Here is a 17,410-nt window from a genome sequence, read left to right as displayed (position 1 = left end):
TTATTTTAAGGATGTGATTGATAGTGGATTATAGAATTGAAAAAGACAGTATGGGTGAGTTAAAAGTCCCTTCTGAAAAATACTGGGGAGCTCAAACACAAAGAAGTTACCAAAATTTCAAAATAGGTGTTGAAAAAATGCCTTTGGAAATAACAGATGCTTTTGCTATTTTAAAAAAAGCTTGTGCTATTACAAATAATAAACTTGGCATTTTAACAGATGAAAAAAAAGATATTATTGATAAAGTTACCAATGAAATTTTAGAAGGTAAGCTTGATGGCAACTTTCCCTTAGTTGTTTGGCAAACTGGTAGTGGAACTCAAAGCAATATGAATATGAACGAAGTTATTTCCAATCGTGGTAATGAAATCATTAATGAAAAATTACTTCATCCAAATGATGATGTTAACAAATCTCAAAGTTCAAACGATACTTTCCCTACCGCTATGCATATCTCTGCCACAGTTGCTGTTGAAAATTATCTAATTCCAGAACTCGAAAAAACATTGGACGTTCTATACAATCTTTCAATTGAAAATAGAGATATTATAAAAATAGGAAGAACTCATTTACAGGATGCAACACCTCTTACTCTTGGTCAAGAAATTAGCGGTTGGTCTTCTATGATTGAAAAATCTATAAACAATATAAAAGATAGCTCTTTTGGTATGCATGAACTTGCTTTAGGAGGAACTGCTGTTGGAACTGGAATAAATTGTTCTGAAGGTTTTGATGTTATAGTTGCTGAAGAAATTTCAAATTTAACTGGTATAGAATTTACTACAGCCGAAAATAAATTTCACTCTTTAACTAGTAAAGACGAGTTAGTGTTCTGTCATGGAGCATTAAAAGCATTAGCTGCCGATTTGTTAAAAATTGCTAATGATGTTAGATGGTTAGCTTCTGGTCCTAGAAGTGGTCTTGGAGAAATATCCATACCTGAAAATGAACCTGGAAGTTCTATTATGCCTGGAAAGGTAAATCCTACACAAGCAGAAGCCTTAACTATGATTGTTGCTCAAGTTTTTGGAAATGATGTTACTATCTCATTTGGAGCTTCTCAAGGTAATTTTGAATTAAATGTTTATATGCCTGTAATTATATATAACTTTTTACAATCTGTCAGACTTTTAGCTGATGGTATAAAATCTTTTAGAGAAAATTGCCTAATTGGAATTAAAGCTAACAAAGAAAAAATAAAGGATAACTTAAACAATTCTCTTATGTTAGTAACAGCTTTAAATACACATATAGGCTATGATAAAGCTTCAAAAATAGCTAGAAATGCTCATTTAAAAGGATTAACACTAAAAGAGTCTGCACTAGAGCTTGAGTATTTAACAGAAGAAGAATTCGATAATTGGGTTAATCCTGAAAATATGATTTAACTAAAAAAACTGCCATTTGGCAGTTTTTTTATATTTTATCTGTTGCAACTTCAAGATCTATTTCAGGCTTCATCACTACTTTGTCATATTCATAATCATAAGTGATTTTCCCAAGTTTTTTACACCTATCATAATCTCTTGTAATTCCTTTAACTTGCTTTGCTAGCATTACAATTGCTATTAAGTTTGGAATAACCATTAGTGAGTTAAACATATCTGCAAGTTCCCATACTAAGTCAACCTTTGCTATTGCTCCAATAAAAACAAAAGATAAAACAACTAATCTATATGGTGTTAATAATTTTTCTCCAAATAAAAATTTAATATTAGACTCTCCGAAATAATACCATCCGACTATAGTCGTAAACGAAAAACAAGAAATACAAATTGTTAGTGCATGTTTTCCAAAATTTCCAAATACTGTATAGAATGCTTCCTGAGTAATTAATGCAACTGGCTTGTCTAAAAAGTTTGCTTCAGTTACCAGTATCACAACTGCTGTAGCTGTACAAATTAAAAATGTACTAATAAATACCCCTATAATAGCTGTTAACCCTTGCTCTAAAGGATGGTTCACCTTTGCTGTTGCATGTGCATGTGGAGTTGAACCCATTCCAGCTTCATTTGAAAACAATCCTCTAGAAACTCCAAATGTCATAGCCTTTTGTATTGCTATACCTGCTCCACCACCTATTAAAGCACCTGTACTAAAAGCCTCTCTGAAAATAGTTTTTAATACTGGAACTACCTCACTACTATAAGCAAACATCGCATAAATTGCTAAACTTATATAAAAAATCGCCATTACTGGCACAATTTTTTCTGCAAAAGATGCTATTCTACCTATTCCTCCTAAAAATACCATTCCTGCTAATACCATTACTATAATTCCAACCCATATAGGATCTACTGCTATTGATGATCCAACTGTTGCTGCAATAGAATTAGCTTGTACCATGTTTCCTATTAACCCCAACGCTATTATAATTAATACAGAAAAAGTAGTAGCTAGTATTTTGCCTAATGTTTTATTTTTTATACCATTCTTTATGTAATAAGCTGGTCCTCCTATTAATTCTCCCTCAGAGTCCCTTTCTCTATATTTTTGTGCTAAAATAGCTTCTGCAAATATTGTACCCATGCCTAAAAAGGCTGCCATCCACATCCAAAATACCGCTCCTGGACCACCTAATACTATGGCAGTAGCAACTCCTACAATATTTCCTGTTCCTACTTGTGCGGCTACAGCTACTGATAGCGCTTGAAATGATGTAACTTCTCCCGCTGCTTTTCTTCTCTTATTTTCTTCCTTGTCAAATAATCCCCCAAATGTTTGTTTAAATGCTGATGGTAATCTTCTAATTTGTGGAAATCCCAGATATAACGTAAAAAATATTCCTGTCAATGGTAGTATAGCAAGTAGTATCTTATCTCTAGTTATACTATTAATAACACTTACAATATTTTCAATAATATTCATAATAATCTCCTTGTAAAATTTATTGTTTATTATTTATCTATGATAAATCTTTTTTAGGTTACCATTTTTTTTTACAAGTAGTATGTGATTATTATCATTTAAGCTATTTAATTAAAAAATTTCACAAAAAAAGAACAGGTATTAAATCCTGCTCCTTTTTATAATTTTATTCATATTCATAATTGTATTCAATTTTCCCAAGTTTTCTACATCTATCATAGTCTTTTGTAATTGCTTTCGCTTGCTTAAATAATACCATTATACCTATTAAGTTAGGAAGTACCATTATAGTATTGAACATATCTGCCATATTCCATACTAATGTAACTTTTAACGCAGAGCCTATTACTATAAATGCTAATACCAATATTCTATAAGGCCATAAGCCTTTTTCACCAAATAAATATTTTACATTTGTTTCTCCAAAATAATACCATCCTACTACTGTAGTAAATGCAAAGAATGTTAAACATATTGTTAATAAAATTTGACCTGTCTTTCCAAATGCTAATTCAAAAGCTTTTTGCGTTACTAATGCACCATCTAATCCTGAAATGTTAGCTGCTCCTGTTACTAATATAATTAATGCTGTAGCTGTACAAACTAACCCAGTATCTACAACTACTCCAACCATAGCTGTTAACCCTTGCTCTGCTGGATGCTTAACATGAGCTGTTGCATGAGCTTGAGGAGTTGAACCCATACCAGCTTCATTTGAAAATAGTCCTCTCGCAACACCATATCTCATAGCTTCTTTTATTATAATACCTGCTGCCCCTCCGCCTACTGCTTTAAAACTAAAGGCTTCTGTAAATATTAATTTAAATACACTTCCAACTTCATTTCTAAATATCACCATTATAGCCACAGCTAAAGCAATATATATAATTGCCATTACTGGAACTACCATTTCAGCAAATGATGCTATTCTCTTTATACCTCCTATAAATACCAAACCTGCCAATATGGCTATAGCTACTCCTACTATCCAAAGTGGAATATTAAAAGCAGTATGTATGGAAGTTGATATAGAATTTGACTGAACCATATTACCTATAAATCCTAATGCTAAAATTATTGCTACTGCAAAGAACCCAGCTAAAAATTTTCCTATACCCTTGTGTTTAAAACCTTGGCTTATATAATACGCTGGTCCTCCTACTAAGTTTCCTTCTTTATCTTTTGTTCTATACTTTTGAGCTAAAATAGCCTCTACGAATATTGTTGACATTCCAAAAAACGCTGAAAGCCACATCCAAAATATAGCTCCTGGTCCTCCTGCCATAATTGCAGTTGCAACACCAGCAACATTACCCGTTCCTACTTGTGCCGCTATAGCTACAGCTAAAGCTTGAAAAGATGAAATTTCACCTGCTGCTTTTTTTCTAGCATTTTCTTCCTTGTCAAATAAACCACCAAATGTTTGTTTAATTGCTGCTGGAAATCTTCTTATTTGTGGAAACCCTAAATATAATGTAAAAAATATTCCTACTAATGGTAAAACATACATTAATACATTATCAACTAATACTTTATTAATTGATTCTATCATTTTTGCTAAATAATCCATAATAGTCTCCCTTCATACATAATTACAACTAAAATAACGTTTTCTATCTGAAAATTCATCTAGTTGAATTTGTATTTTTGATTTTATAGCTAGTCATGCAATACTAATTTAACCCACATTTCCATATAAATATACTATGATTCATTTTTTTCCTATTTAAACGTTGAATTTTACATCTTTTATTCGTTTTTTAGGAAAACCTTGTCCTCCTTTCTCCAATCTACCATTAATTATATTTATATTAGAAAATACCTGAAAAAATTTTATACTGCTTAACTTCACCTATGTTTATGGCGGGAATGCGTGGGAATCGAACCCACCCAAGAGGCTCCTAACCCCTCATACTGGTGTTGAAGACCAGAGAGCACACCAGCACTCATTCATCCCCAAGTACTTTTTTATAGTACCATTAATTATTTATATTTTCAATTATATTTATAAATACATATCGCTAAACTAGTATTCTGCTATCATCTACCCTTTTAGTTAATTTTATGCTATCAAAATGATCCATTAGTAATAGAGTATTCTTCCTACTAGAATTTAATAAATCCCTATACTCAGAAATAGTTATATTGCCATTTTTTTCTATATAATCTTTTACTAGTTTTACAGCTTTATCATAGTCTTCTTTTAAAAGAATATTATTATCTCCAAATATTACAATATCTTTATTTATCATATATTTTAATATTTGTTCTTTTTCTTTGTCTTTTCCTGCAAAAGATTTAATAGTTTCTATTTTGTCAAAAGAATTATTTTTCAGTTCTCCTATAATATCCTTTCTCATTTTCTCTTGTTTTTTGCTAAGTCCAATATTAAATTCTTTTAGACTGTAGCTATCGTTATTTTTTCTTAAAATATCTCTACTAATTAAAATATCTAAAATTATTTCCATTTCTTTTAAACTTACATCATAATTTATTTTTGTCTTTAATTCATCCTTAGTAAACCCTAAAGATAAAGGATTATCCTTGTGATGTTTCTCTAAAACTTCTTTTATATTCGCTTTTATTTTACCCAATATTTTTTCATTCAAATATTTTTTATCTATATTTAATATTAAGCTTTCTGAAATTAATTTAGTTATTTCTTTATTTACTTCTACTTCACTTTCTCCTGTATAGGAAATTATATCTTTTAATTCCACAAGATTATCTTCTGTTTCTGTAAACTGTAATATTATTTTATCTAAGTCACCAGACTCTTTTATTCTTAGTTTTTCTATTAATTCATCATCTACATGTCTTTTTTTAGAAAGAGGATCTATTATTATTCCCCCTCCTATCGTTTCAACAGGCGAATATGACCGTAACACAAATCTATCTCTATTTCTACAAACTAAAGGCTCTTCAAGCCTAAATTGTACAAAACCTTCATCTCCTGGAAGTATCTCTTCACTCTCCAAAGGTACTGCTCTACACAATATTTCTCGTGTTCCCAAAGCTAACCTAATCCTAGTCCAGTGCTTTATTGAAAAATCTCTATTTTTAGAAACCATTACTTTTGCATCTATTATACTGGTTGTTACAACCGAACCTTCCTTAGCTATTATATCTCCCCTTGATATTGTATTTTTTTTCAAAGTAGATATATTAATTGCTGTTCTTTGTCCAGCATAAGCTGTTTCAACATCTTCACCGTGAACTTGAACACTTCTAACTTTAACTTTCTCTTCTACCGGATAAATAAAAAGTTCATCACCTCTAGTAACTTTCCCTTCCATTAAAGTCCCAGTTATAACGGTTCCTATCCCCTTTACTGGAAAAGCCCTGTCTATATGCATTCTTTCTGGAACATCACTTTCTTTTTCTTCTATTATTTCACTTTCTTTTTCCAGTAAGTTTATTAATTCATCTATTCCTCTTTTGGAAATAGAATCTACTTTTACAATTTCTGATCCTTCGAGAAATGTACCTTTTGTAAAATCCTTTAACTCGTCTTCTACAAGTTCTAAATAATCATCTTCTACTAAATCACATTTTGTTAAAACTATTATTCCCTTTTTTATATTTAAGTATGTTAGTATATCCAAATGCTCTTTAGACTGGGGCATTACTCCTTCGTCTGCAGCAATTATAAATAATACTAGGTCTATTCCTGTTGCTCCTGCCATCATATTTTTCACAAACTTTTCATGGCCTGGAACATCAACTATTCCTATTCTATTTCCATTTGGCAAATCCAAGTAAGTAAATCCTAAATTAATTGATATTCCTCTTTGCTTTTCTTCAGATAAAGTGTCTGTTTCCCTTCCTGTTAATGCTTTTACCAGCGTTGTTTTTCCATGATCAATATGTCCCGCCGTTCCAACTATTATATTCTTCATTTATCCTCCAAACTACTTAAATAAGCTCTCTAATTCATTTGCTATAATATCAAATTCATCATCTTGAATTGTTCTAATATCTAACATATATCTATCTTCTTTTATTCTTCCAATAATATGACTTTTAGAAAGTCTTAATTTTTCTTCTAATTTAGATACCGAAAGTTTATTTGTAGAAATAACCAAAACTTTTGATGGGATTACTTCTCCTGGCATAGAACCTCCACCAATTGTTGAAAACTCATTTTCAATAGATATTTCTATATCTAAGTTCTTATTTGATATTTTATTTAATAATATCTTAATCCTAGTTTCAAGTTCTTCTATTGAATATGATAACATTCTAATTGTAGGTATATTGTCTTTAGCTTTTTCTTCGTCAAAATATAATTTTAACGTCGCTTCCAAGGCTGCTAAAGTTATTTTATCAACTCTTAAGGCTCTTAGTAGCTGATTTTTTTTCATTTCATCGATATACTCTTTTTTACCAACTATTATTCCCGCTTGAGGTCCACCCAAAAGTTTATCTCCACTAAATGTTATTATATCTATTCCAGATTTTATAGACTCAGCAATAGTAGGCTCATGTTTTAGTCCAAATTTTTCTAAGTCAAAATAAACTCCACTTCCCAAATCTTCTACTACAGGTATATTATATTTTTTCCCTAATACATTAAGCTCATTATTAGGAACATTTTCTGTAAATCCTATTAATTTATAATTACTAGTATGCACTTTCATCAATAATTTAGTTTCTTCCGTTATTGCTTCCTCGTAATCTTCAATTCTAGTTTTATTCGTAGAACCAACCTCTACTAGCTTTGCCCCACTCATTGACATTACACTTGGTATTCTAAATGCCCCTCCAACTTCTACAAGCTCTCCTCTTGAAACTATAGCTTCTTTGTTCTTCGCAAAAGTACTTAATACTAAAAGAACGGCAGCTGCATTATTATTTACCACTAAAACATCTTCAACGTTAAAAAGTAATTTTATCATTTTAGTTACATGTATATATCTAGAACCTCTTTTACCCTTTTCTAAATCATATTCTAAGTTAGAATATCCCGATGCTATTTTCCATACTTCATCTTTTATACTCTCACTCAAAAGAGAACGTCCTAAATTTGTATGTAATATAGTTCCTGTTCCATTTATAACTTTCTCTAATGACAATGAATACTTTTTCTCCAATATCTCTCTTACTTTTATTGTTATTTCATCATTGTCTATTTTTATTTTTTCTAGATTTCCATCTGAAGAATCTAATATCATATTTCTAAAATAATCCAATGATTCTCTCACAGCTTCTGTTTTCATACTTTTTGTATAACTGTCATCTTTGATATTTACCTGTTTCAATACTTCTTCTACTGCTGGTAAATTTCTAAGTAAGTCTCTTTTTTCCATAATTTCCTCCTAAAAGCTATATACATATATTATATACTAATAGAGAGTATATATTAATTTCTTTTTTATAGGTATCGTTTTCTTGTAAATTATTTTGTATCTTTTTTACTGATTTTTCAATATTTATAAAATTTTTAAAGTTTATTTTTTGACGCGTTTTCCTTTCTTTTGTAGATTTTTTTGTTGACTATTTGTCAATCAAATGATATACTTAATTCAACTTAATATGGGTTGAAGGTATTGGGAGATTCATTAATGAAACCGAAGGGACAAGTTTACTTCTTGCCAAGTTGTAAATGAAATTCTCAGGTACAAGTACTAATACTGGACTATTATCTGGAGATAACGACAGAGGAATCAGGCAGATTCTTCTGTCGTTTTTGTTTAAGGAGGTGTTCTATATGATGATAATCACAAACAATCCCAAATTTATATCATATACTAATTACGAAGTAAATTACATTGACACAGACTATCTAGGTATTCTAAAAGAAGGTAGAGACTATATACATAAAAACTACGAACTTTTAACGCATCCTTTATATGGTAGTGTTAAGCCTTATGAAACTGTATATCGTACTTTAGTATTAAAAAAATCAGAAGGCATCCCCTTTGATTCAATAAGGTTAATTGAAGAATCTATATTAACAGCAGAAAAATTCTATGAAATGAACAAAAACTTTAAGTGGACAGAAGATATTTTAGAAGATTTTAAAGTAATTGATAAAGATTTGATTGATAACGCTCTTGAGCGTATTTAATAAATATTTTTTTAAGTAAATATGATAATATTTTAACTTATTTATTATGGAGGTATTAATGGACAATATTTATGATTTAGTAATTATCGGTGCTGGTCCAGCTGGTCTTGCAGCAGGATTATATGGTGCTAGAGCTAAAATGAAAACTTTAGTTTTAGAAAAAGAAAAAAAAGGTGGTCAAATAGTTGTTACTAGTGAAGTAGAAAACTATCCTGGTTCTGTGGAAAATGCTACTGGTCCTTCTCTAACAAAAAGATTTGCAGACCAAGTTGAACATTTCGGTGCAGAAATAAAAAAAGCAAATGTTAAAGATATCAATTTAGATTCAAAAATCAAAGAAGTAATTTGTGATGATGAAACTTACAAAGCTAAAGCGGTTATTTTAGCAACAGGTGCTTCTCCAAGAAAATTAGGTTGTACTGGTGAAAAAGAATTTACTGGTAAAGGTGTTTCATACTGTGCTACTTGTGACGCTGATTTCTTTGAAGATTTTGAGGTAATAGTTGTTGGTGGTGGAGATAGTGCCTTAGAAGAAGCTATGTATTTAACTAAATTTGCTAGAAAAGTATATTTAGTTCATAGAAAAGATACTTTTAAAGCAGCTAAGTCAATTGTAGAAAAAGCTCAAGCTAATGACAAAATAGAATTTTGGTTAAATAAAGAAATAATTGAAATTAAAGGTGATGGAATCCTAGAATCAGTACTTTTAAAAGATACTGTTACTGGTGAAACTTCAGAATATGTTGCTGACGAAGATGATGGAACAATGGGAGTTTTCATATTTGTTGGTCTAATCCCTCAAACTTCATTATTTGAAGGAAAGATAAACTTAGAAAATGGGTATATTGTTACTGATACCGAAATGAGAACTAATATCGAAGGAGTTTATGCCGCAGGAGATGTTAGAGTAAAAACTTTACGTCAGGTTGTAACAGCTGCTGCAGATGGTGCAATTGCTGCAGTAACTGCTGAAAAATATATAGACGAACATTTTGAATAGGAGGAATTAATATGTTAGAACTAGATAAAAAAACTTTTGATGATGAAGTGTTAAACGCACAAGGTTATGTTTTTGTAGACTTTTGGAGTGAAGGTTGTGAGCCGTGTAAAGCTTTAATGCCAGATGTTCACAAACTAGCTGAAAAATATGGTGACAAAATTAAATTTTGTTCTTTAGATACTACAAAAGCTAGAAGATTAGCTATTAAGCAAAAAGTTTTAGGCTTACCAACTATGCTTATGTACAAAGATGGAGAAATTGTTGCTGAAATAACTAAAGACGATGCTACTATTGAAAATATAGAAGCAATGATAGTACAACATTATAATTAAGAAAGTAAAATACAAAAGTATTTTATATATAAACAATTAATTAAGCTGGAGGTGTAGAATGCGATTAGAATTAGGCAAAATTTTTATTAAAGACATACAATTTGCTGATTCATCAAAAATCGAAAATGGCGTTCTTTATATTAGTAAGGAAGAATTACTAGAGGCTGTCGGTGGAGACGAGCATATTAAATCTATAGATTTTGATATTGCTAGACCAGGTGAAAGCGTTAGAATTACTCCTGTAAAAGATGTAATAGAACCTAGAGTAAAGGTTGATGGAAATGGACAAATATTCCCTGGTATCTTAAATAAAGTAGATACTGTTGGTGAAGGTACAACTTATGCATTAAAAGGAATGGCAGTTGTTACTACTGGTAAAATCGTAGGTTTCCAAGAAGGAATCATAGACATGGTTGGTGAAGGTGCTAAATATACTCCTTTCTCAAAACTAAACAACTTAGTTGTTATCTGTGAACCTATTGATGGATTAAAACAACATGATCATGAAAAAGCTGTTAGAATGATTGGTTTTAAAGCAGCTACTTATATTGGAGAACTTGCAAAAGATTTAACTCCTGATGAAACTAGCACTTACGAAACTAAACCATTACTACAACAAATTACTGAATATCCTAGTTTACCTAAGGTAGCTTATGTATATATGTTGCAAACTCAAGGTTTACTACATGATACTTATGTATATGGTGTAGATGCTAAGCAAATAGTTCCTACTATACTTTACCCTACTGAAATAATGGATGGAGCTATTGTTAGTGGTAACTGTGTATCTGCATGTGATAAAAACCCAACTTATGTTCATTTGAATAATGGTGTTATTGAAGATTTATATGCAAGACATGGTGTAGATTACAACTTCTTAGGTGTAATAATAACTAACGAAAACGTATATTTAATGGACAAAGAAAGATCTTCAAACTGGACTTCAAAGTTAGTTGAATACATTGGTGCAGATGCTGTTATTGTATCTCAAGAAGGTTTTGGTAATCCAGATACAGACTTAATAATGAACTGTAAAAAAATCGAAGAAAAAGGTGTTAAAACAGTAATTGTAACTGATGAGTACGCTGGTAGAGATGGTGCATCTCAATCATTAGCAGATGCTGATCCGAAAGCTAATGCAGTTGTTACTGGTGGTAATGCAAACCAAGTAGTTGAATTACCAAAATTAGATAGAATAATTGGTCATATTGAAGTAGTTGATACTATAGCTGGTGGAGCTAAAGGTTCTTTAAGAGCAGATGGAACTATAGAAGTAGAAATTCAAGCTATAACTGGTGCGACTAACGAAACTGGATTTAATTATTTAACTGCAAAAACTTATTAATAATACAAATTAAAAATTAAAATTTTAGGAGGATATCATGAGTTTATTAGAAAATAAAAAAATAATCATAATAGGCGACCGTGATGGAATACCTGCTCCTGCAATAGAAGAATGTGTAAAAACAGTTCCTAATACAGAGGTAGTTTTCTCATCAACTGAATGTTTTGTCTGAACTAGTGCTGGTGCTATGGACTTAGAAAACCAAAAAAGAGTTAAAGATGCTGCTGATAAATATGGAGCAGAAAATCTTGTGGTTTTACTAGGTGCGGCAGAAGCAGAAGCTGCAGGTCTTGCAGCCGAAACAGTTACTACTGGAGATCCTACATTCGCTGGTCCTTTAGCTGGTGTTGAATTAGGCTTAGGTGCTTATCATGTTGTTGAAAATGAAATGAAAGAATTATTTGATCCAGCTGTTTATGACGAACAAATAGGCATGATGGAAATGGTATTAGATGTTGATGAAATAGCTGAAGAAATGGCTGACATAAGAGGATAATCTTTTAACATCTATATTAAATATTATAAATAGGAGGATATATATGGCGAATAAAAAAGTCGTGCATTATATAAACCAATTCTTTGCTGGAATTGGAGGAGAAGAAAAAGCCGATACTAAGCCTTTTATTGCTGAAGAGTTACCTCCAATAAGTAAACAATTAGAAGCTAAACTAGGAGAAGACTTTGAAGTAGTAGCTACTATTGTTTGTGGAGATAGTTATTTTAACGAAAATTTAGATTCAGCAAGTAAAGAAGTTCTTGAAATGATTAAAGGTTTTAACCCTGATTTATTTATATCAGGTCCAGCATTTAACGCAGGACGTTATGGTGTTGCTGCTGGAACTATCGCAAAATTAGTTCAAGAAGAATTAAATATACCTGTTGTAACAGGAATGTACACTGAAAATCCTGGTGCAGATATGTTTAAGAAAGATTTGTATATAATAGAAACTGCTAACTCTGCCGCAGGAATGAGAAAAGCTCTTCCTAAAATGGCATCTTTAGGTATTAAATTAGCGAACGGCGAAGAAATTCTTGGACCTAAAGAAGAAAATTATATTCAAAGAGGAATTAGAGTAAACTACTTTAATGAAAAGCGTGGTTCTGAAAGAGCAGTTGATATGCTTGTTAAAAAAATCAAAGGTGAAGACTTTGAAACAGAATATCCTATGCCAACATTTGACAGAGTTCCTCCAGCTTTTGCTATAGATGATTTATCTACAGCTACTATTGCAATTGTTACTTCTGGTGGTATAGTTCCTAAAGTAAACCCTGACAGAATAGAATCTTCTTCAGCTTCAAAATATGGCGAATATTCAATAGCTGGAATTGATGACTTAACAGAAGAAACTTTTGAAACTGCTCATGGTGGTCATGACCCGGTTTATGCCAATGAAGATGCTGACAGAGTAATCCCTGTTGACGTTTTAAGAGATTTAGAAAAAGAAGGTAAAATCGGTAAATTATACGATTACTTCTATAGTACTGTTGGTAATGGTACTGCTGTAGCAAGTGCTAAGAAATTCGCTCATGAAATAGGCGAAAAATTAGTTGCTGCTGGTGTGGATGCAGTTATCTTAACTTCAACGTGAGGCACTTGTACACGTTGCGGTGCAACAATGGTTAAAGAAATTGAAAAAACTGGTATTACAGTAGTTCATATGTGTACTGTAGTTCCTATCTCATTAACTGTAGGAGCAAATAGAATCGTACCTACAATAGCTATCCCTCATCCATTAGGAAATCCAGCTTTGGATCCTGTTGAGGAAAAAGCTTTAAGAAGAAAATTAGTTGAAAAAGCTTTAAGTGCTTTAGAAACTAAAATCCAAGATCAAACTGTATTTGATAACTAAAAATTTAAATTATGGATTCTGCTATTAGCAGAATCCATAATAAAATGGAGGTAATTTATGTCTTTCCCTGTTGTTAAAAACGCTGGTTATGTATTAGTTCATACTCCAGACATGATTGTACAAAACGGTTCAACTTGTTCAACAGAAAGAATCGTAAATCCAGATTCTGAATTTTTAAAAGAAGTTGGGAACCATATTAGATCTTATGAAGAAGTTGTAAACTATTTACCTAACCAAGTTTACATTGGAAACTTAAGACCAGAAGAATTAAATAATTATGAAATGCCTTGGTATAATAAAGAATACAAAGGTGAAAGAACTGGTAAATTTGGTGAAATAACTCCTCAAGACGAGTTTATTGCTATAATGAAAATTTGTGATTCTTTTGAATTAGTTGAACTAACTGAAGAATTCATTAATGAAGTAAAACCTAAAATCGAAAAAAACTATCCTGAATTTAAGGAAGATTTAGATAAAATAAAACCTTCTGATTTAGAATCAGACAAACATCTATTAGATGAACATAAAGCAGAGGGATTGTACCATGATGGAAAGCTTGTTGGTATAGTAAAAGCTGCTCATGACGTCGATGTTAACTTAAATGCTCATACAATTTTTGAAAATCTTGTTGTTAAAGCTTCTGGAGTGTTAGCTGCCATTAGTTTATTGAGAAATTCTTCAATTAATAAAGACGATATAGATTATGTAATTGAGTGTTCAGAAGAAGCTTGTGGAGATATTAACCAAAGAGGTGGTGGTAACTTTGCTAAAGCTATTGCTGAAGTTGCAGGTTTAACCAATGCTTCTGGTTCTGATACTAGAGGTTTCTGTGCTGCTCCTACTCATTCTTTAATCGAAGCTGCTGCTTTAGTTAAAGCTGGCGTTTATAAAAATGTTTTAGTTGTTGCTGGTGGAGCTACTGCTAAACTTGGAATGAATGCTAAAGACCATGTCAAAAAAGGTTATCCTGTTCTAGAAGATGTTCTAGGAGCATTTGCAGTATTAGTTTCTGAAAATGATGGAATAAGTCCTATTTTTAGAACTGATTTAACAGGTAAGCACAGTGTTGGTACTGGTTCTTCACCTCAAGCTGTAATGACTTCTCTTATTACTGCTGGATTAGATAGAGCTAATTTAAAAATTACTGATGTAGATACTTATTCAGTTGAAATGCAAAATCCAGACATCACAATGCCAGCTGGTGCTGGAAATGTACCTGAAGCTAACTTTAAAATGATAGCTGCTTTAGCTGTAAAACGTGGTGATATTGAAAGAAGTGAATTAAAAACTTTAATTGATGAAAAAGGGTTACCTGGTTGGGCACCTACTCAAGGCCATATTCCTTCAGGAGTTCCTTATGTTGGATTCATGATTGATGATCTTTCTACTGGAGATAAAACTAGAGCTATGGTTGTAGGTAAAGGAAGTTTATTCTTAGGTAGAATGACTAATCTTTTTGATGGTGTTTCTTTTATATGTGAAAGAAATCCTGGTGAAGAAGAAGCTGAACAAGGAGCATCTAAAGAAGAAATCAAGAAAATAATTGGTGAATCTTTAAGAGAACTAGCAGCAAATATGCTAAAAGAATAGAGGTGATAATATGTCAAAAAATATTATTGCAGACGTATTATTAGAAATAGCTAATGGTATTGAAAGTGGATCTTTTATGAAAAAACCTAAAATAGGTCTTACATTATTAGGTAGTGAACATGGAATAGAAAACACTCTTCAAGCCGCTAATTTAGCAAAATCTTTAAACTATGACATAGTATTAATTGGTCCAAAAATTGAAACAGAATTTGAACTAGTTGAAGTTTCAAATGAAGAAGAAGCTCATAGTAAAATGGAAGAATTATTAGATTCTAAATATATAGATGCTTGTATAACTATGCATTATAATTTCCCTGTTGGAGTTTCTACCGTTGGTAGAGTTATAACTCCTGGAGTTGGAAAAGAAATGCTTCTTGCTACCACTACTGGTACAAGCTCTACAAACAGAGTAGAGAGTATGGTTCGAAATACTATTGCTGGTATTACTGTTGCTAAATCTTTAGGAATAGAAAATCCAACTGTTGGTATTTTAAACGTAGATGGCGCTAAACAAGTCGAAAAAGCTTTAAATAATTTAAGAGCTAATGGATATAATTTCGAATATACAGAATCAGCAAGAAGTGATGGTGGCGCAGTACTTAGAGGTAACGATGTTCTACAAGGAGTTCCTGATGTATGTGTTACAGATTCACTTACTGGCAATATCTTAATGAAGATGTTTTCAGCATTTACTACTGGTGGAAGTTATGAATCTCTAGGGTATGGATATGGTCCTGGTATCGGAGAGGGATACCATAGAAACATACTAATTATATCTAGAGCATCTGGAGCTCCAGTTATTGCAAATGCTATAAAATATGCTTATGATTTATTAGTTGGAAATATTAATAAAATACGAGAAGAAGAATACAAAGAAGTAAATTCTTACTGCTTTGACAAAGTAATAGAAGCAATCAATGCTAAGCGTCCTGTAGAAGATACTACAGATGTTAAAGCACCTCCTAAAGAAGTTGTAACAGGCTCAATCCCTGGAGTTGATATCTTAGATTTAGAAGATGCTGTTATCGCTCTTTGGAAAAATAATATTTACGCTGAAAGTGGCATGGGATGTACAGGACCTATAGTTATGATTAGCGAAGCAAATGTAGAAAAAGCAACTGAAATCTTAAAGGAAGAAGATTTCTTATAAATAAACTCAAAACGTTTCATAAATTCATTAAAATAAAAAACCTATATACATACCCCATGTATATAGGTTTCTCTCTTTTTAATCACTAATAGCTTTTGCACCTTTGCTTTTTAAATATTGTTTCATTCCATTTGTTGTCGTAATTTTATTATTTTTATCTATCCAAATAGCTTCTACATCTTCTACTTTTTCTAGTAATTCTTTTCCTTCTTCTAACGATAACATAAATAATGTTGTTGAAAAAAAGTCTGCAACTCCACTATCTTTTGAAAGTACTGTAACTGATTTAAATTTATCAGCTGGCATTAATGTACTAGGGTCTATTATATGATTATACCTTTTTCCCTCTACCTCATAATATCTTTGATAATCTCCACTTGTTACAACAGAAATATCATTTGCATATACTATGTCAGTATTTGATGTCCCTGTATCACCCATCTCGCTATTAGGATTTTGTATACCTATACTCCACTTATATTTTCCTTTTTCTTCAGGTTTTCCGACAGATAAAATATTTCCCCCTGCATTTAATATTGCAGAGATACATCCTTCTTCTTTTACTTTATCTATTACTAATTGAGAGGCATAACCCTTTGATGTTGCTCCTATGTCTAGAGCCATGTTTTTATCTTTTAAAAATACTGTACTGTTTTTCTCATCTATTATTACCTTAGATAAATCTATATATTCTGAAGCTTTTTTAAGATCTTCCATATTTGGTAACTTTGCATTTTCAGGCTTATTTAAACCTTCTGTTCTATATTCATGCCAAATTTCCAAAACAGAACCAAAAGCTATATTTGTCTTGTTAGAATATTTTTCTGACATATCTTTAGAAAATTTTAGTAAATTTATAATATCTTTATCTACTTTTATTGCCTTTATTCCTGCATTCTCATTAATAGTTTTTATATTATTAATACCTTTAAAACTATCATATTGATTATATAATTTATGTAATCTTTCAAATTCATTTTTAACTATATCATAGTATTTGTTAAATTCTTCATCTGTTTTAGTATAGGCTGTAAATACTATAATAGTATCAAATGCATCATAAAAAGTATTATCATATTTAGTATATTCTTTATTGTTACAACTAGTAATACTAATAATGGCTATTATAAATAAAATTGGTAACTTTATTATTTTTCTCATATTTCACCTCCTTTAAATTATACCTCTTTTATCTAAATAAAAAA

Annotated in this window: 14 protein-coding genes, 1 tRNA gene and 1 riboswitch; of the genes, 9 read left to right on the top strand and 6 right to left on the bottom strand. The window is 31.2% G+C overall.

The window, feature by feature from the left end:
- The first annotated feature begins 23 nt into the window (after positions 1-23).
- Positions 24-1,388, top strand: a complete 1,365-nt coding sequence (gene fumC, locus CS899_RS07275; RefSeq protein WP_100065524.1) for a class II fumarate hydratase — start codon at positions 24-26, stop codon at positions 1,386-1,388.
- Positions 1,389-1,416: 28 nt separating this feature from the next.
- Here the strand turns inward: fumC and CS899_RS07270 are convergent, their stop codons facing one another.
- The 5 genes from CS899_RS07270 to selA form a co-directional block, all read right to left on the bottom strand.
- The gene (locus CS899_RS07270) at positions 1,417-2,868 is read right to left on the bottom strand and encodes an alanine/glycine:cation symporter family protein (protein WP_100065523.1); all 1,452 of its coding nucleotides are present in this window, start codon (positions 2,866-2,868) and stop codon (positions 1,417-1,419) included.
- A gap of 166 nt (positions 2,869-3,034) precedes the next feature.
- Entirely contained in the window at positions 3,035-4,438 is a 1,404-nt protein-coding gene (locus tag CS899_RS07265) for an alanine/glycine:cation symporter family protein (RefSeq protein WP_100065522.1), read from the bottom strand.
- A gap of 291 nt (positions 4,439-4,729) precedes the next feature.
- Positions 4,730-4,826: transfer RNA gene (locus tag CS899_RS07260), tRNA-Sec, on the bottom strand.
- 63 nt (positions 4,827-4,889) lie between these two features.
- On the bottom strand, positions 4,890-6,767 hold the full coding sequence (gene selB, locus CS899_RS07255; protein ID WP_100065521.1) for a selenocysteine-specific translation elongation factor: 1,878 nt from the start codon (positions 6,765-6,767) through the stop codon (positions 4,890-4,892).
- 12 nt (positions 6,768-6,779) lie between these two features.
- Positions 6,780-8,177 (bottom strand): L-seryl-tRNA(Sec) selenium transferase, encoded by a 1,398-nt coding sequence (gene selA / locus CS899_RS07250; RefSeq protein ID WP_100065520.1) that lies wholly within the window; start codon positions 8,175-8,177, stop codon positions 6,780-6,782.
- Between the two features lie 231 nt (positions 8,178-8,408).
- A riboswitch (glycine riboswitch) is annotated at positions 8,409-8,508 on the top strand.
- Positions 8,509-8,578: 70 nt separating this feature from the next.
- On the opposite strand from selA, the gene CS899_RS07245 reads away from it, so the two are divergent.
- The 8 genes from CS899_RS07245 (at position 8,579) to grdD (ending at position 16,205) form a co-directional block, all read left to right on the top strand.
- Positions 8,579-8,938, top strand: a complete 360-nt coding sequence (locus tag CS899_RS07245; RefSeq protein WP_100065519.1) for a GrdX family protein — start codon at positions 8,579-8,581, stop codon at positions 8,936-8,938.
- A 67-nt stretch (positions 8,939-9,005) separates the two neighbouring features.
- Complete coding sequence (trxB, locus tag CS899_RS07240) at positions 9,006-9,938, top strand: thioredoxin-disulfide reductase (RefSeq protein WP_207204769.1); 933 nt, start codon at positions 9,006-9,008, stop codon at positions 9,936-9,938.
- Between the two features lie 11 nt (positions 9,939-9,949).
- Entirely contained in the window at positions 9,950-10,270 is a 321-nt protein-coding gene (trxA, locus tag CS899_RS07235) for a thioredoxin TrxA (protein WP_100065517.1), read from the top strand.
- A 58-nt stretch (positions 10,271-10,328) separates the two neighbouring features.
- On the top strand, positions 10,329-11,615 hold the full coding sequence (locus CS899_RS07230; RefSeq protein WP_100065516.1) for a glycine/sarcosine/betaine reductase component B subunit: 1,287 nt from the start codon (positions 10,329-10,331) through the stop codon (positions 11,613-11,615).
- Positions 11,616-11,652: 37 nt separating this feature from the next.
- Complete coding sequence (grdA, locus tag CS899_RS07225; RefSeq protein ID WP_100065515.1) at positions 11,653-12,111, top strand: glycine/sarcosine/betaine reductase complex selenoprotein A; 459 nt, start codon at positions 11,653-11,655, stop codon at positions 12,109-12,111.
- 43 nt (positions 12,112-12,154) lie between these two features.
- Positions 12,155-13,465, top strand: a complete 1,311-nt coding sequence (grdB, locus tag CS899_RS07220; protein WP_100065514.1) for a glycine reductase complex selenoprotein B — start codon at positions 12,155-12,157, stop codon at positions 13,463-13,465.
- A 57-nt stretch (positions 13,466-13,522) separates the two neighbouring features.
- Complete coding sequence (gene grdC, locus CS899_RS07215) at positions 13,523-15,055, top strand: glycine/sarcosine/betaine reductase complex component C subunit beta (RefSeq protein WP_100065513.1); 1,533 nt, start codon at positions 13,523-13,525, stop codon at positions 15,053-15,055.
- Positions 15,056-15,065: 10 nt separating this feature from the next.
- The gene (gene grdD / locus CS899_RS07210; RefSeq protein WP_100065512.1) at positions 15,066-16,205 is read left to right on the top strand and encodes a glycine/sarcosine/betaine reductase complex component C subunit alpha; all 1,140 of its coding nucleotides are present in this window, start codon (positions 15,066-15,068) and stop codon (positions 16,203-16,205) included.
- Positions 16,206-16,283: 78 nt separating this feature from the next.
- Here the strand turns inward: grdD and CS899_RS07205 are convergent, their stop codons facing one another.
- On the bottom strand, positions 16,284-17,366 hold the full coding sequence (locus tag CS899_RS07205) for an FAD:protein FMN transferase (protein WP_100065511.1): 1,083 nt from the start codon (positions 17,364-17,366) through the stop codon (positions 16,284-16,286).
- Positions 17,367-17,410: the final 44 nt, after the last annotated feature.

The organism is Miniphocaeibacter massiliensis (assembly GCF_900232905.1).
Taxonomy (GTDB): Bacteria; Bacillota; Clostridia; order Tissierellales; family Peptoniphilaceae; genus Miniphocaeibacter; species Miniphocaeibacter massiliensis.
Note: the sequence above shows the minus strand (reverse complement) of the source record. Positions and strands in the feature narration are given on the sequence as shown.